Raw genomic sequence first — 25,452 nt, 5'->3', positions numbered from 1 at the left:
GGGGCAATTCATGAATTGCCCCTACAAAAAATTACTCAATCTTCAAGTTGAAAGGCAAGCGGGCATAAACCCCCTGTGGATCGTTCATCTTTTGCAAAATCTCTACTTCCTGTTGCAATTTTTGGAATTCAGTGATGAGAGGATTGGCTGATTTAAGTTGCGCCGCTTCAATCCCTAAAGCAGTCCGTGCCTCTTCTGTTGCCCGACCAAAAAAGCGTTCTCCGAAGCTGCTAGTGCGAGGATATTCTTGCACTTCCCAGTCTTCTCCTAGTTTCGCCTGCTTGGCAGTGTATGCGATCGCAGTATTCAATCCACCAATTTCATCCACCAAACCAATTTCTTTGGCCGCTTCACCCGACCAAACCCTTCCTTGGGCAATTTCTGCTACTTTTTGTTCTGGGAGTTTGCGACCTTGAGAAACTTTATTCAGAAACATATTATAAATACGGTTAACACTGCGCTGATAAATTTCTAACTCTTGAGGCGATTTCGGACGCGAAACTGTTTGACTATCAGCATAGCGTGCGGTTTTCACTGAATCCCAAGTAATACCATTATTACTGGCCAGCTTTTCCCCATTAAATAAGATGCCAAACACCCCTATAGAACCTGTAATGGTATTTGGTTCTGCAAAAATGCGATTAGAGTCGCTAGCAATCCAATAACCACCAGAGGCAGCGACATCACCCATTGACACTACAACTGGTTTTACCTCACGAGTTAATTTCACTTCTCGCTGCATCACTTCGGCTGCGGTAGCGCTACCACCAGGACTATTAATTCGTAATACAACAGCCTTTACATCTTTATCTTGTCGCAGCTTGTTGAAAATTTTGGCAAAGCGATCGCCTCCTACTTGCCCATCTTCTCCTTTACCATCGACAATCTCGCCCTCAGCATAAACAACGGCGATTTGATTTTTGGAGTTACGTTCTACACCTAGAGATTTACCAGAAACTTGTGCGTAGCTATTCAGGCTAATTTGTCGGAATGTTTTGTCTTCTTTATCGCTATTTGTCAACTTTTTCAGGTCAGCGACAACTTCATCGGGGTATTGTACTCGATCGACTAAACCTCTAGTTTTGGCTTGTGTGGCTTCTAGTGAGGATTGATTATCGGCGATCGCTTGCAATTTATCGGGTTCAATTTTCCGACTTGCGCCGACAGCAGTGCGCCACTCTCCCCAAACATCATCCAACAATTTCTGAGTTTGTTCGCGGTTTTCTGGACTCAATTTTGTGAGAATAAACGGTTCAACTGCCCCTTTAAATTTCCCGACTCGCACGACTTGAACGCCAATACCATATTTCTGCAATGCTCCTGCTAAGAACATTGGTTGTGAACTCAAACCGTTGATTTCCATCATTCCCAGAGGATTAAGGACAATGGAATCTGCCACTGAACTAACGTAATATTCCTTTTCACTCCAATCACTGCCATAAGCAACAATCTTTTTCCCCGCAGCCCGAAACTCCTCTAGCGCTTTCCGAATTTCTTTAAGAGAGGCATAGCCGACGTTAGCAGTTTGGCTTGTGTTCGTTGCATCCACATAGATTCCGACAATGCGCGGATCGCGCCGCGCCTTTTCCAGAGTTTCCACAACTTTGCGGAGAGCCATTCTATCTTCATCCACACCTGATATTGTGTTTTGAAACAGTTCGCCTGAACTAGGTTCGCTATCAGTAATTTTCATTGACAAGTCAAAAACCAACACTGACTTATTTTTCACATAAGGCCCAGTATCTTTTGACGAGCTAGCAGCCAATATCAGCAAGAACAGTCCAGTAGTTCCTAGACCAGCGAAAATAATTAGTCCTAGTAAGGTGCCAACTAAACTAGCAAAAGTTTGTTTGATAAAATTACGCATTAGTTATTTAGTTATTAGTTATTGGGTATGGGGCAAAACAGTTCCGTTAGTGGTAGCGCGGCATTGAGCCAGTTCCGAATTCTGAGTAAAAAGTGAGATTCCCCACTCAGCACGGGCTAAACCTTAGCTATCCGCTAACAGCACTCATAACTGGGCACTCTTGAGGGGCATTTACAAATGACAAATGACCTATTTACTTATTCTATGCGCTGTAAACTGCCAGAGTGCTTTAACTGATACAAGGTAGCATTGCCAGTGCAGAATAAGACTGTGGTGATTTCAGCGATTAATACCTCAGCAAGTTCAGCTACTGCTGTCTCTGATGTTGCTGCTGCTTGCAAGAAAGGCATTGCTAAACCAGCTATATCTGCTCCCAAGGCGATCGCAGCTGCAACATCCAATCCATGACGCAAACCTCCTGAAGCAATTAAGGGCACATCTTTGGCGTAGGCGTAGCCCGTCGTAGACATCGCTCTAATAGTTGTAATGCACTCTGCCGTCGGTAAACCCCAATCGGCAAACGTCCTCCCTAAGCGACGTTGCAGGGGATTTTCTGCCCGTTCGCTTTCTACTTTTGCCCAAGAAGTACCTCCCGCACCCGCGACATCAATTGCTGCTACCCCAGCGGCGATCAGTTTCTCGGCGATCGCTGCGGAAATGCCGTTACCAACTTCCTTTGCAATTACTGGTACTGGCAATTTTGAGCATAATATAGAAATTTTGTCAAGCAAACCCCGAAAATTAGTATCACCTTTGGGTTGAATGCACTCTTGTAAAGGGTTAATGTGTAAAATCAAAGCATCAGCTTCTAAAATATCAATTACGCGCAAACATTCATCTAAGCCGTACTTGTAGTTAAGTTGCACAGCTCCCAAGTTTGCAAGTAGTAGAACATCAGGGGCATACTTGCGGACAGCAAAAGTATCAGCCACCTGGGGTTTTTCTACCGCTACTCGCTGGGAACCGACACCCATTGCAATTTTGTAGTGTTGTGCGACTTGGGCCAAACGTTGGTTAATAATCGCGGCTTGTTCTGTTCCGCCCGTCATGGAAGAAATTAACAAGGGTGCGTCAAGGTTTTTTCCCAGAAAAGTTGTACTGATATCAATATCGTTGTAGTTGAGTTCGGGTAAGCAAGAATGGGTGAAACGATAACGTTCTAATCCATTGGTGATTTGATCGCACTGAACGTCTTCTTCTAAGCAGATGCGAATGTGATCGGCTTTGCGATTCTGAGTTTGTGCAGAGATATTGGTAGAGGCGTTCACTGGTGGGTATGGCTAAAAGTATTGGCTTGCGATCGCTATTGTTACATATGCACCTCCATTTGGTTCTACTTCTATATCAACAGAATACTCTGGAAAGGCTTGCTTGATTTGGGCGATCGCTTGTTCAATTTCAGGTGTCCATTGTCCAATAGAAGCGCGATGTCTAGCGACAAGCCGCTTCTCTACGAGAGGCTTTGCCAACGTGTCTACGCCCAGCACAGCCCGTCACTTCCAACAGCTATTAGAACAAAGTGGTACACTAGTTCCACCCCTACCTTGGAATAACCTTGAACATCCCCCTAATCAGCTCAGTTTATGGCGATCGTATTTAGTAGATAATTGGTGTTGTCGTAGTTTTCTGTTAAAGTGAATTTTTTCAAAGCAATTCCACAAAAGGAGGTTGAGATGAGTCGTCTTCTTTATGAAAAATCAGTCTCATATAAAGGATATCTCATCATTCCATTTGTTTTTGGTAAGGCGGATAATTACGAAATTTATTCGTATAAAATACTATCTGAAATTGGGCACAGAAGCAAATTTCATAAAGCAGAAAATCCAGCAGAAATCTATGGAAGTGACGTTAGTAACATCATTGATATTGCTAAAGAGCATATCGATCAAAATTTCGAGTTTGTTCATCGGGGGGATAGTTTTAAGTTTCGCTATATTTATCGGAACAATTTGATTATCATCTTCCAAGAAGGAGACAAATATTTTTATGACCATTACCCACCAGAGTTATTGAATAATATTGCAGCTCCTAAGTTATTCAAATCTGAATATGAATGTCTGAGTTGGATTAAGCAAGGGTTTGATGGGCGACATGTGCGGCAAAGAGCTATTTGAAAAAGGTATAGTAGTCGAAGCATAAATTAGGACTATGTTGGTTGCTGAAACTTTTAATAATACTGAGTTTCTACTCAGCACTCAGCACTTTGCTATAAGAGTATTTGCATTTGTGTATTACAGCTATAGCGGTTCCCATTCAGATGCGATATAGCAATCCTAAATTATTCGTGAAAAGTTAGATACCCGATTTCTCAAAGAAGTCGGGTATCTGGACACCGGGAATTTTCACAAATCAGATAGGATTGCTATATGACGTTGTACTACATCTGAATCGGAACTGCTATAATTCCTCAAACATGAAATTTTCAACCTTGATTTATTGCGCTTGGCTCCATGTAGATAATCTCCCAAATGTGGCCATCTAAGTCAGCAAATCCATGTCCATACATAAAATCGTGATCTTGCGGTTCATTGTAGGTTGTTCCACCAGCGGCGACAGCCTTGCGGACTATTTCATCGACTTGTTCTCGGCTATCAAAAGATAAACACACAAGCACTTCTGTGCTTTTTGTGGCATCACAAATTTCTTTGGGAGTAAACGTCTTAAACTTATCATGGGTCAAGAGCATGACGAAAATGTTTTCGGACACAATCATACAGGTGGCAGTTTCGTCAGTGAATTGAGGATTAAACTCAAAGCCGAGTTGAGTAAAGAACTCGATCGATTGATTGAGGTTTTGAACTGGCAGATTAACAAAAATTTGAGTACTCATGGGTTTTTCTTTTGAAAGGATTAAGTTTCATGGCGTTAGCTCAGTAGATTGAGCTATGGGTTGAGCGTGAATACAGCTTGAGAAGTCTGTGGATCGAATGGAACCGAGAGATGTTCGTGTAATATCTGCCATTCGCCTTGATTTTTCTGGCAGACAGCGGTAACGCGCATCCACGTCTGCATTGCCGGATGGTCTTGGGTTCCTGTGAAGCGAAATAGCCAATGTGCAACCGCTAAGTCTTCACTGACAGTAATTTTGAGGTCTCGTGTTTCAATCTCAAAGCTGTCGGGGAAGTAAGGCAAACATTCTGACCACACTTGACCTAAAGCATCTTTTCCTTGGGTTTGGAAAGGAGGTTTAACATCGAAGATGATGACCTCGGTGGCATAGTGGGACATGATTTGCTCAACATCCTTGGTGCAGATGGCACGTTGTTGTTCGGCAATTAGTTGGCGAATCTGAACTTCGTTAGTTGCGATCGTGTTTTTGGTTGTCATCGTCATCTCTCCTTTTGGGTTGAGGTTGAGTACAGTTAGGAATTCTCTGGCAAGCCTGCAACTTCAATCACAGGTCGAATTTCAACGGTGCCGACGCGTGCGCTCGGAATCCGCGCGGCGATCGCGATCGCTTCGTCGAGATCCTGAGCATTAATCAGAAAAAAACCGCCCAATTGTTCGCGGGTTTCTGCGAACGGCCCGTCAGTTACTAGCGATTTGCCATCACGCACCCGAACGCTGGTTGCAGTTGCGACAGGGTGGAGCGGGGCGGTCGCGAGATACTGCCCCTTCGAGTTGAGTTGTTGTGCCAGTTGCACGGATTCTACATAACAATGTTCCCGTTCGGTTTGGCTGAGGGCATTTTCCTCCAGGTAAATCAGCAGCAAATATTTCATCGGGTTGCCTCCTTTATTTCCTGTTGTTACTTCCCTTCTTTAGTTAGTCGAACGGTGCTGCCTCAAATCGACACTCCGCCAAAAATTTTTCTTGTTTAGTACGATCAAGGTATACCTCCCTTGTTTCCCTTCTTTAGTTAGTCGAACGGTGCTGCCTCAAATCGACACCTCGCCAAAAATTTTTTATGTCAGGTATAATTCCAAACGCAAAAACAGACGTAAACCAAGCGATCGCCTCCCTTTACCGGGCTGAATGGGGGCGGATCGTCGCCATCCTCATCCGGTTGGTGGGGGATTTCGATGTGGCTGAAGAAGCGGTACAAGAAGCCTTTATAGCCGCTGTGAATCAATGGCAGTCTAGCGGCGTGCCCGATCTCCCCCGGGCGTGGATCGTCAAAACAGCCCGATACAAAGCCATCGATCGCCTCCGACGGCGGACACGGCTGACGGAAAAATTGTCATGGTACGCTGCCTCCGGGTTGATTCCAACCCGCGAGGAGCCAACTTACGACACAGAGGAAATTCCAGACGAGCGGCTGCGGCTGATCTTTACTTGCTGCCACCCAGCACTGGCGATCGAGGCGCAGGTTGCTTTGACGCTGCGGCTGCTGGGCGGACTTGAGACAGATGAAATTGCGCGGGCGTTTCTCGTGCCCACGGCAACAATGGCGCAACGGTTGGTGCGTGCCAAGCGCAAGATTCGGGATGCAGGTATTCCCTATAAAGTGCCGGACACAACCGATCTGTCTGTGCGGGTAGACGCAGTGCTGACGGCGATTTATCTGATTTTCAATGAGGGCTACGCGACGACTAGGGGCGAGACGATGGTGAGGGCTGACCTCTGCACAGAAGCGATTCGGCTGGGTCGCCTCGTGAGGACGTTGATGGCACCGCAACCGCCCTCAGAAGTGACTGCACTCTTGGCGCTGATGTTGCTGCACGACTCCCGGCGCAATGCCCGTTTGGATGAGGCAGGCGATCTGGTGTTGCTCGAAGATCAAGATCGTCGTCGCTGGAACCAACAGCAGATTGCTGAGGCGCTACCGCTCGTTGAAGAGGCATTGCGGGGTGAGATTGGTTCGTTTGCAGTGCAAGCAGCGATCGCGGCACTACATTGTCAGGCAGCACAAGCAGAAGAAACGGACTGGTTACAAATTGTTCGCCTCTACGATTTGCTCGAACGCTTGCAGCCCTCGCCGATTGTGTCGCTGAACCGGGCGGTGGCGATCTCAATGATAGAGACTCCTCAGAGGGCCCTCGGACTCATTGATGGGCTTGCCCCCCAACTTAACGACTACCATCTATTTCACGCCACCCGTGCCGAGATGCTGCGCCGCATCGGAGCCTCAGCGTCAGCCGCACAGAGTTATGCGATCGCGCTTATGCTAGTCACTAATGACAGCGAACGCCGCTTTCTGGAGCGTCGGCTCCGCTCAGTTCAGCCCTAACGTCCAGCATCACTGGGTTGACCGTCAATTTCTTTAATTAGGGGGTTGACAGCATAGACTGTATAGCCTGTTTGCCACAAGAATTGGGCGATTTGATAACTAGTGCGATCGCGTTTATCAGAGTGACCTATAACAGCAATAGTTTTGGCTTGGATTAACACCTCACGCAGAGCGTTATCATCTTCTTTAAGGTTTGGCATGATTTCAAATATCCTGAGCGATCGCTTTGCTTATCATACTGAGTTGCATTTAAATATAATTTTGAATTCTAAAAAATCGTCTGCGAGTATCAAAGACTCATCCACGAGTATCAAAGACTCGTCGGCGAGTATTAAAAACTCATTCACGAGTATAAAAGACTCGTCGGCGAGTATCAAAGACTCATTCACGAGTATCAAAGATTCGTCGGCGAGTATCAAAGACTCATCCCCTATTCTCCATGCCCCATGCCCCATGCCCAATGCCCATGACAACTAAAACATTAGGACTCGAACAAAACCTCCACAACTATTTACTCTCAGTCTCTCTCCGAGAACCAGAAATTTTAACCCAACTGAGACAGGAAACAGCCCAGTATCCGATAGGGAGAATGCAGATTGCTCCCGAACAAGGGCAATTTTTGGCATTACTAGTGCAATTGTTGGCAGCTAAGAAAACTTTGGAAATTGGGGTATTTACAGGTTATAGTTCCCTGGTGGTGGCATTGGCGTTACCGAGGGATGGTAGGGTGGTAGCCTGTGATATTAGTGAAGAATTTACAACGATCGCTCGGCGCTATTGGCAACAAGCAGGAGTGGCAGATAAAATTCAACTGCATATTGCCCCAGCTTTGCAGACTTTGGATCGGCTACTGGCAACAAAAGAAGCAGAAACTTTTGATTTTGCCTTCATCGATGCAGATAAGAGCAACTATGATGGCTATTATGAGCGATCGCTGCAATTATTGCGTCCGGGGGGATTGATTGCGATCGATAATGTTCTCTGGTCAGGCAGGGTTGCCGACCCCCAAGTGCAAGATAATAGAACAAAAAGAATTCGTGCCTTTAATCAAAAGCTGCATCAAGACCAGCGAGTAAGTCTTAGTTTAGTAGCGATCGCTGATGGCTTAACTTTGGCACTGAAGAAGTAAGTTTAGTGAAAATAGCTCTTATTGTTCTAACATTTGGAAGAATCGGGTAAAGTAATCTGGAAAAGTCTTCGCTGTGCAATCAGGATCTTTAATTACAATCCCTGGAACCTTCAAACCAGTGACAGCAAAAGCCATCGCCATTCGATGATCGTGATAGGTTTCAATTGCTGCCGGGGTAATGGGGCCAGGTTCAATTTTCAGTCTATCTGCGAATTCTTCAACTTCAACTCCTAGCCGTCGCAACTCGGTGACAACAGCTTTAATTCGGTCAGTTTCCTTATATCGAATATGTTCCACATTCCGAATGGTAATCGGGGAACTGGCAAAGGGGGCGATCGCTCCTAATGTTTGCACTAAATCCGATATATCATTCATATCAATATCGATGCCTTGCAATTGCTTCGGCCCCGTCACTTCGGTGTAATCATCCGAATCCTTAATTTGACAACCCATCTGTTCTAAAACATTCAGCCACAAAATATCACCTTGACAGGATTGTTTGGTCAAATGTTTTACCCGCACCCGTCCACCCGTGACGGCAGCGGCGGCAAAAAAGTAAGAAGCATTTGACGCATCGGGTTCTACTGTGTAATGTCGAGCTTGGTAACGTTGACCTGCTTTGATCTGAAATTGATTATCGCCGATTTGAATCACCTCTACGCCAAAATCTGCCATCAGACGACAGGTCATTTTAACGTAAGACTGAGAAACCAACGTACCTTCAACCTCAACAATTGTGTCTTGTTGAGCATAAGGCGCAATCATCAGTAATGCCGAAAGTTGCTGACTTGTTTGGTTGGCTTTCAACCGAAAATTTCCGCCAGCGAATTGCCGACTATAAACGGTGTAGGGCATAAACCCGGAGTTTCCCTCAAAGTTAACGGTTGCTCCACCCGTTTGCAGCACCGTCAACAAGTCGCCCATCGGTCGTTCTCGCATCCGAGGAACGCCATCTAGGCGATATTCACCGTTCCCCAGTGCCACCAGTGCCGAAATAAACCGTGCTGCTGTACCTGCCAAACCCACAAATAAATCTGCCTGTTTAGCTGGAATATCGCCTCCCCTTCCCGCCACTTGAATCTGTGCCAGTTGAGAATTCAAAGTAATGGGAATGCCCAACTGCTCTACGCATTTGGCAAAATACTCGCTGTCTTCACTAAATAAAGCATTTTCTAAAATGGAGTCACCTTGTGCTAACGCCGCGACAAGCAACGCCCGATTGGTAAGACTTTTAGAGCCGGGAATTTCTACCGTGGCATCCACTGGCCGATTCAGAGCAGGAATTGCAATGGTATCCACTTTAGACCTCTATGTAGGCGGTTAGGTACAACTTTATATATTGCCATATCTTGAGCAAAAGGGCAGAGGGTTAGGGAGCGTGAGTTACAAGTAAAGAGTGAGAAATGAGATTTTAAAACTTATAATTTATAACTCGCGTATAACTCGCAACTCATAACTCAGCACTGGCTCAACGCCAGCTATCCGCTAACAGGACTCTAGAAAGATGCAATTTATCGATCAAGCAAAAATTGAAGTTGAAGCTGGTAAGGGCGGCGATGGTATTGTCGCTTTCCGGCGAGAGAAGTACGTGCCGACTGGCGGCCCCTCTGGTGGTAATGGGGGACGAGGTGGTTCGGTATTTTTCGTTGCCGAAGAAAACCTACAAACTTTGTTGGACTTCAGATACAACCATCGCTTTCAAGCAGAAAAGGGTACTCGTGGCGGGCCAAATAACTGCACTGGGGCAGCAGGAAAGGATTTAATTATCGAAGTTCCCTGCGGTACAACCATTTATGATGCAGAAACTGGCCAACTGCTAGGGGATTTAATTGAACCTCAGCAGACTTTGCTAATTGCCCAAGGTGGTAAAGGCGGACTGGGAAATCAGCATTTCTTGAGTAACCGTAACCGCGCCCCAGAATATGCCCTCCCAGGATTACCAGGAGAAATAAAGCAGCTGCGTCTAGAGTTAAAACTTTTGGCAGAAGTGGGGATTATTGGCTTACCAAATGCTGGTAAATCCACTTTAATTTCATCTTTATCAGCTGCACGTCCCAAAATCGCAGACTACCCCTTTACTACCCTCATCCCAAATTTGGGTGTAGTGCAAAAACCTACTGGCGATGGTACTGTTTTCGCCGACATTCCCGGACTAATTGCGGGAGCAGCTCACGGGGCAGGGCTGGGACATGATTTCTTGCGCCACATCGAGCGCACGCGGGTGCTACTTCACTTAATTGATGCTACTAGTGATGATGTGGTGAGAGATTACTACACAATTAAGGAAGAATTACAAGCTTATGGACGAGGTTTAGCAGAACGTCCACAAATTTTGGTGCTGAACAAAATTGATGCAGTCGATCGGGAAACTGTCGATTTGGAGGTGTTAGCCACCCAACTTAATCATCTCTCCTACGCCCCAGTTTTTGTGATTTCAGCGGTTACTCGCACCGGGTTAGAGCCGATGTTACAGGAAATTTGGGAAATTCTCGACCAAATGAAGGTTCCTGAAGAAGTGGAGGCATTGAGATAATTACTAATTCATAATTCGTAATTCATAATTCGTAATTACTACTTTCAGAAGGAAAGTAGCTGTTGGCAGCAGAAATACTTTTTTTACTCACGAGATAAAGCTTTTAAAATTACGAATTATGTTGATGTATTCTGGATCAGGGGAATCTTAATCACAAACTCAGCGCCTTGTCCTGGCTGCGAAATACATTCTAAGGAACCGCCATGTCTTTCTGTAATGATTTGGTAGCTAATGGCAAGACCCATCCCTGTACCTTGACCGATAGGCTTGGTGGTAAAGAAGGGGTCAAATAGTTGTTTTTTAACATCTTCTGATATTCCCAATCCATTATCGGTAATCCTAATTGTTACCTGATTTGGTTCCTGTAGTTGGGTGCAAATGCAAATTGTCAAAGAAGTCATTGGTCCTCTCTTACAAAGTTCTGATCGGAGGAAACCTCTGCTCAGACTTTGCGCTTTGTCATTTGTCCTTTGTTTAGAGTTGTTTCCTAATGACAAATGACAAATGATAAATGACTCTTCCAGTGCATCGATCGCATTTGACAAAATATTCATGAATACTTGATTTAGCTGCCCTGCGTAACATTCAACCAACGGTAGCTTACCGTATTCTTTGATTATTTCAATTGTCAAGCGCTGGTCATTACCCTTGAGGCGGTTTTGCAAAATCATCAGAGTACTGTCAATTCCCTTATGGATATCAACAGCTTTCATTTCGGCTTCATCCAAGCGCGAAAAAGTTCGCAAAGAAAGCACAATCTCTCGAATGCGGTCTGCCCCAACTTTCATTGAATTGATTGTTTGTGGCAAATCTGATTTCAAAAAGTCCAGTTCGATTCGTTCTGCAAAATCCTCAATTTCTAGCACAGGTTCAGGATAATGACTTTGGTAGAGTTGCAAAAGTGAAAGTAAATCTTGGGTGTATTCCTGGGCAGGAGTGAGGTTGCCATAGATAAAATTTACCGGGTTGTTGATTTCGTGTGCAACTCCTGCAACTAGTTGACCCAAACTGGACATCTTTTCACTTTGAATTAAGTGAGTCTGGGTGTATTGAAGTTGGCGAAGCGCAACTTTAAGTTCTTGGGCTTGTTGTCGTAGTTGCGCTTCCGACTCTAGCAGGGCTTCCTGGGTTTGTTTACGTTCTGTAATGTCCCTAGCAATAGCTACCTGACAGAAAGGCTCTCCTGTTTCAGGATGTTTAACCATAAACAAGCTGCAATCAGTGGGAATTTCTATACTCGTTTGAAAATGCCTATGGCGAAATTCGCCTTGCCAAAAACCATGTTGAGACATCAAAGGAATAATTTGCTGTCTCAACTCTGCAAAAGCTTCTGGTGAATGAAAATCATCCAAGGATTTGGTTTTAGCTGCTTCCAGGCTACTAAGTCCCACCATTTTGAGTCCGGCGGGGTTCACATAGAGAACTTGCCCTTCCATTGAAGCAATGCCAATAAACTCGCTGCTGTTTTCAACCAACGCTACAAATTTTTGCTGTTCCTCTTCAGATCGTTTGCGTTCTGTGATGTCTAGCACCATTGAAGCAACGCCAATTACTTGGCCATCAGAAGCCACTAACGGGTTGTTATACCACTCACAAACCATCGTTCTGCCATCTTTCGTGACGTTCTCGTTGATACTAAAACTTCCTCCACGTTGGGTTAACAGGGCAGTGATAATCTCATTTACGTGCTTTTTGACGTTTTCAGGTATTATAATTTCAAAACGATTCCCCAGCATTTCCTCTGCGGTGTATCCAAAGATTCTTTCTGCTGCCCGATTCCATGTCTGAACCTCAAAGTTGGTATTCCATTCAATAATGGCTAAGGGTGTTTGTTCAATCAATAACGCCAGTCTTTGCTGTGAAGCCCTAAGTTCTGCCTCTGCTTGTTTATATTCGGTAATGTCGCGAAAATACCAAATCCTACCGTAATAGTCTCCTAAAGGTGATGTTTCAGCACAGGATGCTTGGTGTTTACGCACAGGTGCAGAATAGCGCTCAAAAATCTTTCCAGACTTGAGGAAAATTTCATCATGGCTGCTTTTTTCTGGATGCTGGTAAAGATACTCTACCTTAGCCAGAAATTCGTCTGGATTTACTACTTGTTCTAGTACCCATCTCAGAAGTTGGTAATCGTCGCTTATTTGGAGCAGTGCCGTAGGAACTTGCCATAACTGGAAGAATTTCTGATTGGATGATGTAATTGTACGATTTTCATCAATAATTAGAATTCCGTCTATGGAAGCTTCTTGTTGAGCTTGGAGTACAGCATTAATGCGGTGTAGGTCTTTCTCTGTTTGCTGGCGATCGCGCAGTGCAGCTTGCTGTTCGCTAGCGAAATCGAACAAATCCTGGTAACGCCGATGCTCTAATTCAGGCGTTTCACGAGCGATCGCTAATTCTTCGTTTTGTTGGCGCAGTTCTTCTTCAATTACTTGGAGTTCTTCTAGGGTTTCTCGAAGTGCCTCGTAGGTTTCCATCAGATTGGTAGTATCAGTAACTCTGCCAGTCACAACCGGAGCTATACTGGCATTATTTTGTAAAATGATGTCTCTAATACTACCCACCAGAAATTTATTACCAGTCTCATCCTCAAAGCAAGACTTTTTTGTAGAGATAAGATGGATTATACCCTGAGCATCAGTAAAAATATCCTGGTTCTCATTAGTAATATTTGTGGTGAAAACTAATTCATCTTTTTCCCAAAACACATCAGCTTCTGCTTGCGGAAAAAAATCATAGTCTGACTTGCCAATTAATTCTTCTCGGCTATGACCGATGAAATCACAGTAGCGATCGTTAAGTAATACCCAGCGATGTTGACGGTCTTTGACAAAAATTGGGTCAGATATGCCGTTGATCGTCTGATGCAGAAATGCTAAGGAAAAGTTTTGCTGCTGCGTGTTTTGTTTTGGCGCGGGGTTATCTAGGAAGCTAGGATGGTTCATACCCGAATTTATCTCTAAAATTGAGCTAAACAAAAGCTGTTTAGCTGCGTGTGTGTCAGCATGAGTATGATTTATTATTCCCAGACCAAATATTGATGCAACAGGGGATTGGGAACACTTCGACATGGTTCGACTTTGCTCACCAACCGCTCAGTGTATCGTAGGGGAACAAAGAGGTTAGGTTTGGTTTGGTTAGGCAATGCCTGCGGCGGGCTATGCCAACGTATTCATCAACAATGGCGTGGCTTTTTTGAGTAGCACAATTGATACAAAACCTTAAAATGCTTGCGGTATCGTCAAATTCGTAGATTAGACTAGAACCACAGGGTAACAATCAAAGGAAGATTATGATGAGCGATCGCGACTATACATTAATCATTGACAAAAGCGGGAGTATGTCTACACCCGACCAAGTGGGTGGTAGAAGTAGATGGGAAATCGCTCAAGAGTCTACTCTCGCTTTGGCCAGAAAGGCCGAACAGTTTGACCCCGATGGCATTACCGTTTACGTGTTTTCTGGTAGATTTAAACGCTACAATGATGTCACCTCAGCCAAAGTCGCCCAGATATTTCTCGAAAATGACCCTTCTGGCACAACAAACTTAGCAAGTGTACTTCAGGATGCGCTCAATAACTACTTTCAACGCAAAGCAGCCGGTAAAACCAAGCCAAACGGAGAGACAATTTTAGTTATCACCGATGGTGAACCAGACGATCGCAAAGCTGTGTTTGAAGTCATCATTCATGCTACTCGCCAAATGGAACGTGATGAAGAATTAGCAATTTCGATTATTCAAGTAGGTTCAGATGCCCAAGCAACTAAGTTCCTCAAAGCTTTGGATGACCAGTTGCAAAGTGTCGGCGCTAAATTTGATATTTGCGATACCGTCACTTTAGACGACTTAGAAGAAATGAGTCTTGTAGATGTATTGACGAACGCAATAACTGACTAATGTGTTTTTTGATCGCCCATAGTTCAGTAGTTCAGTAACTGTTAATTCTTAATTGGAGAATTGAATAATGCTAGAAAATCGCGATTATACCTTGATTATTGACAAAAGCGGTAGTATGGCAACCCAAGATCAAAAGGGTGGTAGAACTAGATGGGTTGCAGCCCAAGAATCAACTTTAGCTTTAGCTAGTAAGTGTGAGCAATTTGACCCAGATGGCATCACTATCTATGTATTTTCTGGCAAATTCAAGCGATACGAAAACGTCACATCCAGCAAGGTATCACAAATTTTTCGAGAGAACGATCCCTCTGGTACAACTGACTTAGCAAGTGTATTAAAACATGCAACTGATGATTACCTTCAACGCAAAGCAGCCGGTCAAACCAAGCCAAATGGTGAAACAATTTTAGTAGTTACTGATGGTGAGCCGGACGATCGCAAAGCAGTCATGAGGGTGATTATTGAAGCTTCTCGTCGCATCGATCGAGATGAAGAATTAGCTATTTCTTTTATTCAAGTTGGCACAGATCAACAAGCTACCCGCTTTCTCAAAGTCTTAGATGATGAACTCCAAAGTGCTGGTGCTAAGTTTGATATCTGTGACACCATTACTATGGAAGATATGGAAGATATGAGTCTCTCAGAAGTGTTACTCAATGCTATTAATGACTAGCTATACTATTTATGAGGAATTGCCAAAATGGATTCCATTGATAAGCTATTAGCTGAACTCCAAACTGAATGCAAAGAAGTACAACCACAACAGCAGCAGTCAAAATCAGTTGTAGCCAAATCGTTTATTTCATCATCGCCAAAGTCGGCATCTTTTATAGATAACCTTTTGGCAGAAGTTAAGGCTGATTTTGCCGAAGAGGATGCTGCTATTGAGTTAAAAAAACAGCAAGAACTAGAACAGGAACGAATTCGACAAGAACAACTCAAAGCCAAACAACTAGAAGCTTTAAAAGTGCAGGCGAAAGAATGGTTAGCCAAAGTAGACCCACTTTCTTCTGAAGGACTTTGGTTTGAAAGGTTTGCTGAAAGTTACCCTTCAAAATTAGAGGCAGCGATTGAATATTTAAAAAGCAATGAATAAACTTAAAATTCAAAATTCAATACCCTATAGATAAATCTGCTCACTCGAATTGAAAATTAGCAATTATTATCTAAGTAAGTAAGCGCAAATAATTGCACTATTTTAGCCTTGCCACGCTAGTAGGGTGTGTTACTGCGTTAGCATAACGCACCGAAAACCTTAAATAGTACGTTACTGAAGCCGTAATACTACAGTTGGAATTAGAAATTAGCAATTATTATTTATAATCAATATCAATATTAATGATGACTTGTCCGAGCTAAATGTTGCACAGCCCATTCATGCATAGCATAAAGAATTGGTTGCAAAGTTTCTCCTAAAGGCGTCAGTGAATATTCTACCTTGGGTGGAATTTGGGGATAAACTTCTCGATGAATAATGCCGTCTTCCTCCATTTCTCTGAGTTGCTGGGTTAGCATCTTTTGCGTAACTCCAGGTAAAGCTCGCTGCAACTCACCAAAGCGTTTGACGCCTGTCATTAATTCTCTAATAATCAAAACTTTCCAGCGTCCGCCAATCACTTTTAGGGTAGTTTCTACTTCACAAGTCAGCCTGAAATGGTTTTCTGCTTCAGCTTTCATAGTTTTTTTATAGGAATCACCCGACTCAAGTTTGTTGGATATACTGCTAGTTATCTGATTATTACTTGTTTTAGCTTTTCCATGACTAGTGTAGCAGCTGCGGGAATATGAAAAGTTTTTCACAAGCCTAGACTTGTTCCTGCTCCGCCTCTTGTTGAATAATTGCAAATTCCTTTCTCAGCTCGTCGTCAGATGGTCTTCCTGGATACTCTGTATGTCTGTATATCCAAAACAAATAAACGACGCACTTAGTCTTGTTGACCACATACATGAAGCGACATTTCTTCGCTGCACCATCTAATCCAGGCGCTCTAAATCGGATTTTTCTGAACTTAAAATCTGTTCTGTACGCTTTTTTTGGAAAACCTTCATCCTCTGAAAATGAATTAGAGCTAGGATTCTCGCGGAGTTTGCTTTAATGAGTCTCTATCTACTATTTACTTGGAGAAAATTAAAAGGCACTCTTATACTACAACCAATCTTTGTTGTTACACAAACTTATAAAAAACAAGTCAGGGATAGCGACTACCGTGAACAATGAGGGTAAAATCTACTTAGAGTTAGGAGAAAGCGATCGCAGGTCGTTTAAAAATTAAATTGAATTTCTAAGCAACAGCAAATCCCGTATATTTTCTAACATTTGGTTCGTGAAATCCTAAAACAATATCTTCTTTAGGTATACCTGCTTGAACGAGTTCATTCGCAATACTATTTTCAGTATTATCGGACTGAATCCAAACTTTACTGTAAATGATTTCAACATGAATTAAACAGCTATGCAGGTGTTGTTTATCATCCCAGCCCTCAGAAATAATTAGATATTGATCGTTTTCTGAGTCAAATGCCGGTCGATTACGTATATTAGCATTTGCATAGTAAATATTGAGATATACTGCAAGTGTATTACGTATTATACTTCGGTAATAAGCTAGTTTATCCATTTCGTAATTATCTCTTCTTCGGAATCGAATACAATCAATTTTAGTGTATGGTCAAAATAATTCGTAATTATAGCGTTTCCTAATCTGCTGAAGTACTTAGTACATTGCTAATAAAATTGGATAAAACTCTGCGTACCTCTGCGTTTGACTCTGCGCGACGGCAGTCGCTACAACGGGGGGAACCCCCGCAACGCGCTGCCTCCCCTTTGCGTTTAAAAACATTGGTTTTGTACCTCACTTAACTGGGAATCGCTATAATACCCCATAGATGAATCGTCAGGATTGAATATTGATGCGGAGCTTTTCCTTTCTCTCCATCCTTAAATTCACTCTTCTTGAAACCATAAATTACGAATTACAAATTATTCGGTCATCCGTAATCTTCCACCCATCTTTGATGAGTGCATTTTTCACACAATCATGATAAATGTCTTTGGCTGGCATTAATTCTGATTTTTCAGTTAATTTTTGAGGCTGGGCATTACCCAGCCGACTGTTTGCTATTTGAAATTAATCTGCACTTGTGACATCGATCTGAAGGTTATCGAAGTTAGCGATGGCTTCTTGTAATTTATCCAAAACTTGATTGACAGAAATACTACCTAAATCCCCAGAGGCGCGGGTACGGATGCTCAAGGTGTTGGTTTCCACTTCCTTAGCTCCCACCACAGCCATCACGGGTATTTTTTCTTTCTCTGCATTGCGAATCTGTTTACCTAAGCGATCGCCACTGGTATCAACTTCTGCACGGATGCCCAACGCTTTCATTTTCGCCACCACATCTTTAGCAAAGTCTAGCTGTGTATCACCCACTGGTAGTAATCTAGCTTGTACTGGCGCTAACCACAAAGGGAAATCACCTGCATATTCTTCAATTAAGATCCCAATTAGCCGTTCCAGTGAACCAAAAGGCGCACGGTGAATCATCACTGGGCGTTTGCGAACACCATCTTCGGCAACGTACTCTAAATCAAAGCGTTCTGGCAAATTGTAATCTACTTGTACAGTTCCTAATTGCCACTCCCGTTCTAGGGCATCACTGACAATAAAATCTAATTTGGGCCCGTAGAAAGCCGCTTCTCCAATTCCCTCAAAATGTTCCATTCCCAAGGTTTCAACAGCCCGACGAATGGCATTCTCAGCCTGGTTCCAAGCTTCATCGGAACCAATATACTTATCACTAGCTGGATCGCGGAAACTCAGTCGCGCTTTAAAATTCCCCAATTGCAGAGTCTTAATCACTGACAATATTAGATCAACCACCTTGAGGAATTCGCTGTCTAACTGTTCTGGGGTGACAAATATGTGGGCATCATCTTGAGTGAAACCCCGCACCCGTGTTAAACCGCCGAGTTCTCCTGATTGTTCGTAGCGGTAAACAGTACCAAATTCCGCAAGTCGGATCGGTAGTTCCCGATAAGAGCGCAACTCACTCTTATATATTTGGATATGAAAAGGGCAATTCATGGCTTTGAGAACAAAGCCTTGTTCCTGTGCAGCAGCTTCCTCATTTTCTGCCATCATCGGGAACAGGTCGTCTTTATATTTCTGCCAGTGTCCAGAGGTTTTAAATAAATCCACTCTACCAATGTGAGGGGTGACAACCTGCTGGTAGCCACGTTTGATCTGTTCTTGCTTGAGGAAGTCTTCCAAAGTACTCCTTAACAGAGTGCCTTTGGGCGTCCATAAAGGTAAACCCGGCCCCACTTGCTCAGAAAATATAAATAATCCCAGTTCCTTACCCAGTTTCCGGTGATCTCGCCGTAGCGCTTCTTCTTTGCGTCGCTTATATTCAGCCAGTTGTTCTGGACTTTCCCAAGCAGTGGCGTAGATGCGTTGTAATTGAGCTTTAGTTTCATCCCCACGCCAATAAGCGCCAGCAACGCTTTCTAGTTCAATTGCTTTCGGGTTTAATTCACTGAGATTTTCCAGGTGAGGCCCCGCACACAAATCCCACCATTCATTCCCCAGGTGGTAAATCGTAATTGGTTCGTTTTTGATATCTGCCAGAATTTCTAGCTTGTAAGGTTCCTTAATTTCCTGAATCCGGCGTTCGGCTTCTTCGCGGCTGACTTCTTCTCGAATAACCGCCAACTTGCGATTGATAATCTTCGCCATCTCTTTTTTGATGGCTTTAAGATCGTTTTCGCTAAATGGTTCTGGATTGTCGAAGTCATAGTAAAAACCGTTCTCAATCCAAGGGCCGATTGTAACTTGTGCCTTGGGAAACAGCTTTTGTACTGCCATTGCCATTACATGGGAAGCAGTGTGGCGAATCTTTTTTAAGTTCTCCGATTCGCTGGTACGCGGTAAATAAATTTTTTCAACTTGTTCTGACTGTGGTGACTGATTTGATGAATTTGGCGACATTGGCTGCTGAACCGTTGGCGAAGTGATTACAAAAGTTGATTTATCTAAATCTATAGGCTTATTCAACTATAACGACTTTGATTAACTAGTCATTGGTCATTTGTCATTGGTGCATACCCCGTCCCTTGCAATGCCATAAGTAGTTCGACAAAGCTCACTTAAACTTGCTTTGACTTTTGACTTTTGAACGCCAATTGCTTCTCCTGTCGGAGACGCTACGCGAACAAGTCGGCAGAGCCGCCCAACGCATTGGCTCCTTTTAACTTCACCGTTCGCGCAGCGTCCCGTAGGGAAGGGGCTGACGCTGGGCAGAAAAACTTTATCTTTCATCAGATTAATTCAAACTATGTTAAAGAGTGGGCGTGCTTTCTCTTGGACTAATAACTAATGACTTTGCGTAGCGTTTGATTCTGAGTCCTGAATTTTGACTCCTGAATTCTTCTTCAATCAGAGATAAAGATAAATTTTTGATTTGTTACCTGAGTGTCAAATTCAGGATTGCCCGCGATCGCTAAATTATCTGATCAATTGCAACTTGATGTCATATATACCTATAGATGCCTGTCCAAAGGCACTGTACAAACCAGATATCAAGACTATATAATAAATTATGTGCCCTTTGTTACAAAATTTAATATCAAAAAATTATGAGAGAAACCAAAAAAGTATTAAGAAACGTAAATAACGTTAATATTAGTAAGCAAGTTTGAAATATTCCTTTTATTTATGTCAGACTCAAATTTACCAGGGACTGAGTTGCTGAAAACGGTTTTAGATCCGCTGCTGGAAGATTTTCAGCATTGGTTTATGCGATCGCGCCATTTACTCGAAACTGAGGAACTATCATTTATGAGTCACCAAGAGCAATCTGACTTGCTCTTGCGGGTTAAGCAAGCGCAGGATGAATTAAATACGGCGAAGATGCTATTCAATGCAACTGATAAACAAGTCGGAATTGATATGGCAACGTTAATGCCTTGGCATGAACTAGTAACAGAATGCTGGAATGTCGCAATGCGCTTTCGTCAAGGACGTGAAGTCTAAGCGTCAAATTTCGGCAGACTATTTAGTGATGTCTCTTGAATTACCAAGGAAGCGTCTATGCAAGATGGTAAATCAGTCGTTAAAAAGATAGTAGAAAATTCTTAACAATTTCTTAACATTATCTGGATGACCAAAAGAATGTATCCTATGCTACCGTAAGTGGAATAACGGTTGACAAATAGCTCCATATAAATGTAAGCGCATGAAAAGCGCGTAGAATATTCGTCTTAACTGTGAGTCACGGTATCGGCGAAACAAAGCGTTACAAAATAAAGTTTTAAAAATTGCTGTTCTGGAGGAAAATCCAATGTTACATCTGCTTTACATTCTTGCTTTTACAATCCTTGCATTTATAGCTGTTGGCAACTTAATTCGTAACCTGATTATGTTCAGTTTCGATCGCGAGCGAACTTACCCGACGAATTCCTCGCCAATAAATAATCAAGGCAACTATGGTTATTATTCGTCAAAAAAACAGTTTGTACCCCATCCAGAGTTATTAGATAGCGCTGGAAACTTAATTAAAGAGCCACTTTTGGTAATGCGTTCAATTAACGTTGAAGATGCGCGTCAACATCTTGATGCACTTTACGAAGCATCCCCAGGACATAAAAGAGAAAATTCCGAAGAAGCATAACAAATAAAAGTCAGGAGTAGAGACGCGATTAATCGCGTCTGTTAGTAGTTTGGGTGTAAATTATTGTTATTTTTACATCCTTAAAAGGCTGTCTCTAAAGAAATGTAAAGAGATAAAAGTAAGGCGTAAGGCGATCGCTAGAAATGAAAATTGATTTTGAAGCAATAGAGTAGTGGTCTAAACAATGACACGCAAAGCTTATCCAAGTGATGTAAATGATGCAGAATGGGTAATTATAGAGCCTTTGCTTCCTTTCTTCACAACCCATTGGTCGTCGCCGTGAAGTAAATTTACGCTTGTATCATCAGTTTACACCCTCTTAGATCGAAACAAAGACTCAGAGATAATCTTGAGCGACTTAAGGGTAATACTGTTTCTATTTAACGAATTTTCAATTCTTTTTTGGCATTTTTCAACTGTCTCCAGAGAATGTGAATTTGTTTGTAAGCCTCTTCTGGGGAAAGTTTACCACTCGTTTGGAGGCTGCAAATGTAGTTTACCCGTTGAGAAAAATCTTGAAGATTAGCGTTAAATACTAGATACTCTGGTTTAAATTGCCCATAATATGGACTACGAGGATATAGAAAATCACATAGTTCGGATAGCAAATCAGATTGTTGGTTCATAAGTATTTAGAGTATTACGGATTAGAAATTATCTAATTGGAAAATTTTAACAAAGCTTTTGTCGACCCTTTTGACAAGCATTACACAAAGAAGTTTTAGGTTCAAAGTCCAGACAGCCGAACGCTTCCTCAGAGCAAGCTTTAATTGGATGTACAGTACACTTAAGGCGATAGTCGTTAGTGAAATATTCACAAGCATGACAAGGAATTTGATGTAGCTTTTTTAAATAATTTATTCCTTGTTTTAAGGTAAACCAGATACTCAAAATAAAAAAAATCAAAGTGGCGCAAGCAAATGAAGCACAAAAAATTGTAGCCAGCATAAGTTATCCTCCTAAAGATTAGAAATAAAGTGCCCGCAGTCAACTGCTTTTAACCGCAGGCAGGAAATATTATTTAGCTGGTGTTGAGTGAAACTAAATTAACTAAGTCAGTAGGTAGACATGAATCAATATGTCATTGCCTAAGCAATCTAATTATTAATTTGAGGCAATGAGTGCCAAGAATGCCAAACTTAATCTGTAAACGCCAACACATCAAGGAAGAACTTAGCTCAGATTTCCAATAGCGATCGCCTCGCCTTCCTTGCAGAACCTGGCGTTCTTAAAGGTAAAGTTACAGGATAGATCGGCACGTGTAGCCGTTTAAACAAGGAGTGAGGCGAGAGCGAGCAATCTAAGTCTTGCTCTAAGATACTTTATTGTAAAGACGTAGAATGCTACGTCTTTACATCATGGGTACTAAATCACTAGATGATTAAATCGAGTTAATTGCGATCGCACCGAATAAAGCAATACTAGTCAACAGCAGATAAGCGAAGATTGCTCCACCAATTCCACCAATCAAAAAGCCCTCGGTAAATTGACTCCATTCGGCGACAGTATTGATGCTCTGTGGCACTTTGGCAACTGTTGCAACCGAAACCGGTCGTGAATAGATTTCTTGCTGTCTTTCGTAGCTAGTAGTGCCATAAAGCGAAAAACCAATTGTCAGGATGATAATCAAACTACCTGTGGCTAGTAAACCAACCAAGCTGCCCAGATTAGAATTGCGTAATAAACCTAATGAACCTAATGTCGCAAAGGGGCCAACTAGCCAGTAACCATGAGCCATGCCAATTTCTAATCCCCGCCACAAAGCAGATATACCAGGGCGGTAAAGTGGCAAGTATTTCAGAAACTTCAGCGTCAGATCGGAAGAATTGACTACGGTTACTTGATTACTCGTTTGGCGCTCTACACGTGGAGGCTGAACCATATCACCATTTTGAAAATCAAACCCGCCTGCGATCGCACGAGCGCGGAGAGCGTGCCAAATGTGACCTAACAGAAATATCAGCGCTAGGACAAAATGGAAAGTTACCAACCAACCACGAGCAGAAACTATACCAGCAGAAGTTTCTATAGCTTTAATTGGGCCATAAAAAACTTCGGGATAGACGGTGTTATTAACTGATGCAAAGTATGCTGCTAAAAAGCCCATGTATGCTACAGCACCAATGCTGTAAGATAAATACGCTTCCCCTGAGTAAATCAAAACTCGGCGTGCCCAAGCAAATGGCTTAGTCAAGATGTGGAAAATACCACCGCCAATTAACATCAAACCAACCCAGATGTGACCGCCAACAACATCTTCCAAGTTATCAACAGCAGCCAATCCCTCTGACCCCCAAGCCCCAAATAGGTAGCCAAAGATGCGCAATGGGTTAAGTGTCGGATGATTGATTATCCTGACATCTCCACCGCCAGCAGCCCAAGGATCAAACAGTCCACCCCAAAACACCGCCTTAGCAACTAAAGCCAAAGCACCCAAACCTAAAAGCGTTAGGTGAATGCCCAAGATGGTTGTCATCTTGTCCTTATCTTTCCAGTCATAGCCAAAAAATCCAGCCCAAGTGGGATTATCTTGTAATACCTCTGGCCCCAGCAGAGAGTGATAAATACCACCGGCTGCCAGAATCACTGAAGGTATCAGATGTAAGACGCTGATTACAAAGTAGGGATAGGTGCTAATAACTTGCCCACCAGTACCGACACCCAAACCGAGAGTCGCTAGATGAGGTAGCAAAATTAAGCCTTGCTCATACATTGGCTCATTAGGGTTGAAGCGCGACAATTCAAACAGCGTCATCCCTCCAGCCCATAACAAAATCAATGCAGAATGGGCAACATGAGCGCCTAGTAATTTTCCCGATAAATTAGTGAGACGAAAGTTACCTGCCCACCAACCAACATCAGGTATCTGTTGCTTATATGGGCTATCTTCAATTACTGCTGTCATTTCCAAAACTCCTTGAGAATATTTAGCAATATTGTTGTGCTTGTACTTCTAGACAATTGCAAATTGATTGCATTAAATTGAATTTAGCTAATTGGTTGCGGAATTACCGCCTCCTGACTCACCCTACCTTTGCGAAAATCGAACCCACGCGCCCGCAAGGCGTGCCAGATATGACCTTGGAGAAAGAAGAAAGCTAACCAAAAATGGGCATTAGCTAACCAAGTCCGAGCAGTTACAAGGTCAGAGTCAGGTGATGAAAAGTACGGCACGATATTCTGTCTAACTACAAGCGCCGGCCCATAAAAAACTTCAGGATAAACAGTGGTGTTTACCGATACAAACAGAGTTGCAATAAAACCCATCAGTGCCAAAGCGCCCAGACTGTATGAGAGATAAGCTTCTCCAGACCAAACAAATAGTGGATGCGTCCAGGTAAAGGGCTTAGTTGCTATGTGGAAAAGTCCACCAATAATCAATATCGCACCAACCCAAATATGTCCGCCAACCACGTCTTCTAGGTTGTCAACGCCAGCAATCCAAAATTTACTAATTGCGCCAAACAGATAACCAAAAATGACGGCTGGGTTTAATGTCGGATTTGTAATTACCCGCACATTTTCAACATTTGGGTCGTACAAACCACCAAAGTACATTGCTTTAGCGACTAACAAGAATGCACCACAGCCTAGTAAAACCAGATGTATACCAAGGATTGTGGTCATTTTACCCGTGTCTGACCAGTCGTAGCCAAAGAAAGGAACTCTACCTTCCAATTTTTCGGGGCCACGCAGGGAATGAAAGATTCCTCCAAAACCCAAAAAGGCTGAGGAAATTAGATGCAAAGCTCCAATTACAAAGTAGGGATAAGTATCCACGACTGCACCATTTGCACCAACACCCCAACCTTCAGTAGCTAGATGAGGTAGCAAAATTAAGCCTTGCGAGTACATCGGTTCTGCTGGATTAAAGTGGGCTAGCTCAAATAGAGTCATAGCTCCTGCCCAAAAAACGATCAGACCAGAATGAGCTACGTGAGCGCCTAGTAGTTTCCCCGATAAGCTGGTGAGCCTTGCATTACCAGCCCACCAAGGCGAGTCGGCAAGGTCTTGCTCCACCGACAGAGGACTTGTGGAAATTGTCATTTTACCCTCTAAATTATTGATTAAGTTTCTCAATAGTCTTCCAAAACGAGTCTACACTAAAATCTAAATTAATGAAAGTAAATCTCATTAATAATTTTGAACCCAAATAGAAAATTATTTAATATCTCAATACGTTTGG

The 25,452-nt window shown here is 43.0% G+C and carries 25 protein-coding genes and 2 pseudogenes; 10 read left to right on the top strand and 17 right to left on the bottom strand.

Features of this window, described 5'->3' with window-relative positions; translation table 11 throughout:
• Window positions 1–31: 31 nt before the first annotated feature.
• The 3 genes from sppA to RMY63_RS23610 all read right to left on the bottom strand — a co-directional run bounded on the left by sppA (window position 32) and on the right by RMY63_RS23610 (window position 3,336).
• A complete protein-coding gene (gene sppA / locus RMY63_RS23620) occupies window positions 32–1,867 on the bottom strand; it encodes a signal peptide peptidase SppA (protein ID WP_322731043.1) in 1,836 nt (611 codons plus the stop codon).
• 197 nt (window positions 1,868–2,064) lie between these two features.
• Window positions 2,065–3,135 carry a type 2 isopentenyl-diphosphate Delta-isomerase gene (gene fni / locus RMY63_RS23615; RefSeq protein ID WP_322731042.1) on the bottom strand — a complete coding sequence of 357 codons (1,071 nt, stop codon included), beginning with the start codon at window positions 3,133–3,135 and terminating at the stop codon, window positions 2,065–2,067.
• Between the two features lie 12 nt (window positions 3,136–3,147).
• A complete protein-coding gene (locus RMY63_RS23610) occupies window positions 3,148–3,336 on the bottom strand; it encodes a hypothetical protein (RefSeq protein WP_322731041.1) in 189 nt (62 codons plus the stop codon).
• Between RMY63_RS23610 and RMY63_RS23605 the strand changes: the two are divergent.
• Both RMY63_RS23605 and RMY63_RS23600 read left to right on the top strand, forming a co-directional pair.
• Window positions 3,272–3,505 (top strand): annotated as a pseudogene (locus RMY63_RS23605) (hypothetical protein); the annotation flags it as partial. The gene RMY63_RS23610 and the pseudogene RMY63_RS23605 sit on opposite strands and share 65 nt — an antisense overlap.
• Window positions 3,506–3,540: 35 nt before the next feature.
• Window positions 3,541–3,981 (top strand): hypothetical protein, encoded by a 441-nt coding sequence (locus RMY63_RS23600; protein WP_322731040.1) that lies wholly within the window; start codon window positions 3,541–3,543, stop codon window positions 3,979–3,981.
• Window positions 3,982–4,289: 308 nt separating this feature from the next.
• Here RMY63_RS23600 and RMY63_RS23595 read toward each other — a convergent pair whose 3' ends face one another.
• The 3 genes from RMY63_RS23595 to RMY63_RS23585 are packed head-to-tail and all read right to left on the bottom strand — an operon-like array spanning window position 4,290 to window position 5,589.
• Window positions 4,290–4,697, bottom strand: a complete 408-nt coding sequence (locus tag RMY63_RS23595; protein WP_322731039.1) for a VOC family protein — start codon at window positions 4,695–4,697, stop codon at window positions 4,290–4,292.
• Window positions 4,698–4,750: 53 nt separating this feature from the next.
• Window positions 4,751–5,194, bottom strand: a complete 444-nt coding sequence (locus tag RMY63_RS23590; protein WP_322731038.1) for a YybH family protein — start codon at window positions 5,192–5,194, stop codon at window positions 4,751–4,753.
• Between the two features lie 35 nt (window positions 5,195–5,229).
• Entirely contained in the window at window positions 5,230–5,589 is a 360-nt protein-coding gene (locus tag RMY63_RS23585) for a YciI family protein (protein ID WP_322731037.1), read from the bottom strand.
• A gap of 185 nt (window positions 5,590–5,774) precedes the next feature.
• On the opposite strand from RMY63_RS23585, the gene RMY63_RS23580 reads away from it, so the two are divergent.
• Window positions 5,775–7,037 carry an RNA polymerase sigma factor gene (locus RMY63_RS23580; protein ID WP_322731036.1) on the top strand — a complete coding sequence of 421 codons (1,263 nt, stop codon included), beginning with the start codon at window positions 5,775–5,777 and terminating at the stop codon, window positions 7,035–7,037.
• Here the strand turns inward: RMY63_RS23580 and RMY63_RS23575 are convergent.
• Window positions 7,034–7,237 carry a CoA-binding protein gene (locus tag RMY63_RS23575; protein WP_322731035.1) on the bottom strand — a complete coding sequence of 68 codons (204 nt, stop codon included), beginning with the start codon at window positions 7,235–7,237 and terminating at the stop codon, window positions 7,034–7,036. The genes RMY63_RS23580 and RMY63_RS23575 overlap by 4 nt on opposite strands.
• Before the next feature lie 266 nt (window positions 7,238–7,503).
• Between RMY63_RS23575 and RMY63_RS23570 the strand changes: the two genes are divergently transcribed.
• Window positions 7,504–8,166 carry a class I SAM-dependent methyltransferase gene (locus RMY63_RS23570; RefSeq protein ID WP_322731034.1) on the top strand — a complete coding sequence of 221 codons (663 nt, stop codon included), beginning with the start codon at window positions 7,504–7,506 and terminating at the stop codon, window positions 8,164–8,166.
• Between the two features lie 18 nt (window positions 8,167–8,184).
• Here the strand turns inward: RMY63_RS23570 and aroA are convergent, their stop codons facing one another.
• Window positions 8,185–9,465 (bottom strand): 3-phosphoshikimate 1-carboxyvinyltransferase, encoded by a 1,281-nt coding sequence (gene aroA, locus RMY63_RS23565; RefSeq protein ID WP_322731033.1) that lies wholly within the window; start codon window positions 9,463–9,465, stop codon window positions 8,185–8,187.
• Window positions 9,466–9,670: 205 nt separating this feature from the next.
• Between aroA and obgE the strand changes: the two genes are divergently transcribed.
• Entirely contained in the window at window positions 9,671–10,699 is a 1,029-nt protein-coding gene (obgE, locus tag RMY63_RS23560) for a GTPase ObgE (RefSeq protein ID WP_322731032.1), read from the top strand.
• 116 nt (window positions 10,700–10,815) lie between these two features.
• Here obgE and RMY63_RS23555 read toward each other — a convergent pair whose 3' ends face one another.
• A complete protein-coding gene (locus tag RMY63_RS23555; protein WP_322731031.1) occupies window positions 10,816–13,644 on the bottom strand; it encodes a PAS domain S-box protein in 2,829 nt (942 codons plus the stop codon).
• Between the two features lie 347 nt (window positions 13,645–13,991).
• Between RMY63_RS23555 and RMY63_RS23550 the strand changes: the two genes are divergently transcribed.
• The 3 genes from RMY63_RS23550 to RMY63_RS23540 all read left to right on the top strand — a co-directional run bounded on the left by RMY63_RS23550 (window position 13,992) and on the right by RMY63_RS23540 (window position 15,693).
• A complete protein-coding gene (locus RMY63_RS23550) occupies window positions 13,992–14,597 on the top strand; it encodes a VWA domain-containing protein (RefSeq protein WP_322731030.1) in 606 nt (201 codons plus the stop codon).
• A 67-nt stretch (window positions 14,598–14,664) separates the two neighbouring features.
• Window positions 14,665–15,270, top strand: coding sequence for a VWA domain-containing protein (locus tag RMY63_RS23545; RefSeq protein WP_322731029.1), 606 nt, complete (start codon window positions 14,665–14,667; stop codon window positions 15,268–15,270).
• A 27-nt stretch (window positions 15,271–15,297) separates the two neighbouring features.
• Entirely contained in the window at window positions 15,298–15,693 is a 396-nt protein-coding gene (locus tag RMY63_RS23540) for a salt stress protein, Slr1339 family (RefSeq protein WP_322731028.1), read from the top strand.
• A gap of 239 nt (window positions 15,694–15,932) precedes the next feature.
• On the opposite strand, the gene RMY63_RS23535 is transcribed toward RMY63_RS23540, so the two are convergent.
• The 4 genes and pseudogenes from RMY63_RS23535 to thrS form a co-directional block, all read right to left on the bottom strand.
• Complete coding sequence (locus RMY63_RS23535) at window positions 15,933–16,274, bottom strand: helix-turn-helix domain-containing protein (protein WP_322731027.1); 342 nt, start codon at window positions 16,272–16,274, stop codon at window positions 15,933–15,935.
• Between the two features lie 605 nt (window positions 16,275–16,879).
• A complete protein-coding gene (locus RMY63_RS23530; RefSeq protein WP_322731026.1) occupies window positions 16,880–17,215 on the bottom strand; it encodes a XisI protein in 336 nt (111 codons plus the stop codon).
• 369 nt (window positions 17,216–17,584) lie between these two features.
• Window positions 17,585–17,659 (bottom strand): annotated as a pseudogene (locus tag RMY63_RS23525) (element excision factor XisH family protein); the annotation flags it as partial.
• A gap of 66 nt (window positions 17,660–17,725) precedes the next feature.
• On the bottom strand, window positions 17,726–19,585 hold the full coding sequence (gene thrS, locus RMY63_RS23520) for a threonine--tRNA ligase (protein ID WP_322731065.1): 1,860 nt from the start codon (window positions 19,583–19,585) through the stop codon (window positions 17,726–17,728).
• Between the two features lie 726 nt (window positions 19,586–20,311).
• Between thrS and RMY63_RS23515 the strand changes: the two genes are divergently transcribed.
• Together RMY63_RS23515 and RMY63_RS23510 are read left to right on the top strand one after the other, a co-directional pair.
• A complete protein-coding gene (locus tag RMY63_RS23515) occupies window positions 20,312–20,629 on the top strand; it encodes a DUF2605 domain-containing protein (RefSeq protein ID WP_322731025.1) in 318 nt (105 codons plus the stop codon).
• Window positions 20,630–20,936: 307 nt separating this feature from the next.
• Window positions 20,937–21,266: a DUF2973 domain-containing protein gene (locus tag RMY63_RS23510; protein ID WP_322731024.1), complete on the top strand. Its 330-nt coding sequence runs from the start codon at window positions 20,937–20,939 to the stop codon at window positions 21,264–21,266.
• A gap of 380 nt (window positions 21,267–21,646) precedes the next feature.
• On the opposite strand, the gene RMY63_RS23505 is transcribed toward RMY63_RS23510, so the two are convergent.
• From RMY63_RS23505 to RMY63_RS23490, 4 genes are all read right to left on the bottom strand, one after another.
• Complete coding sequence (locus RMY63_RS23505; RefSeq protein ID WP_322731023.1) at window positions 21,647–21,892, bottom strand: hypothetical protein; 246 nt, start codon at window positions 21,890–21,892, stop codon at window positions 21,647–21,649.
• 46 nt (window positions 21,893–21,938) lie between these two features.
• Entirely contained in the window at window positions 21,939–22,214 is a 276-nt protein-coding gene (locus RMY63_RS23500; RefSeq protein ID WP_322731022.1) for a hypothetical protein, read from the bottom strand.
• A gap of 433 nt (window positions 22,215–22,647) precedes the next feature.
• Window positions 22,648–24,171 carry a chlorophyll a/b binding light-harvesting protein gene (locus RMY63_RS23495; RefSeq protein WP_322731021.1) on the bottom strand — a complete coding sequence of 508 codons (1,524 nt, stop codon included), beginning with the start codon at window positions 24,169–24,171 and terminating at the stop codon, window positions 22,648–22,650.
• 83 nt (window positions 24,172–24,254) lie between these two features.
• A complete protein-coding gene (locus tag RMY63_RS23490) occupies window positions 24,255–25,313 on the bottom strand; it encodes a chlorophyll a/b binding light-harvesting protein (protein WP_322731020.1) in 1,059 nt (352 codons plus the stop codon).
• Window positions 25,314–25,452: the final 139 nt, after the last annotated feature.

The organism is Nostoc sp. ChiQUE01b (assembly GCF_034531255.1).
In the GTDB taxonomy this organism is placed as follows: Bacteria; Cyanobacteriota; Cyanobacteriia; order Cyanobacteriales; family Nostocaceae; genus Nostoc.
The sequence above is the reverse complement of the archived record's forward strand: the minus strand, read 5'-3'. Positions and strand labels throughout refer to the sequence as shown.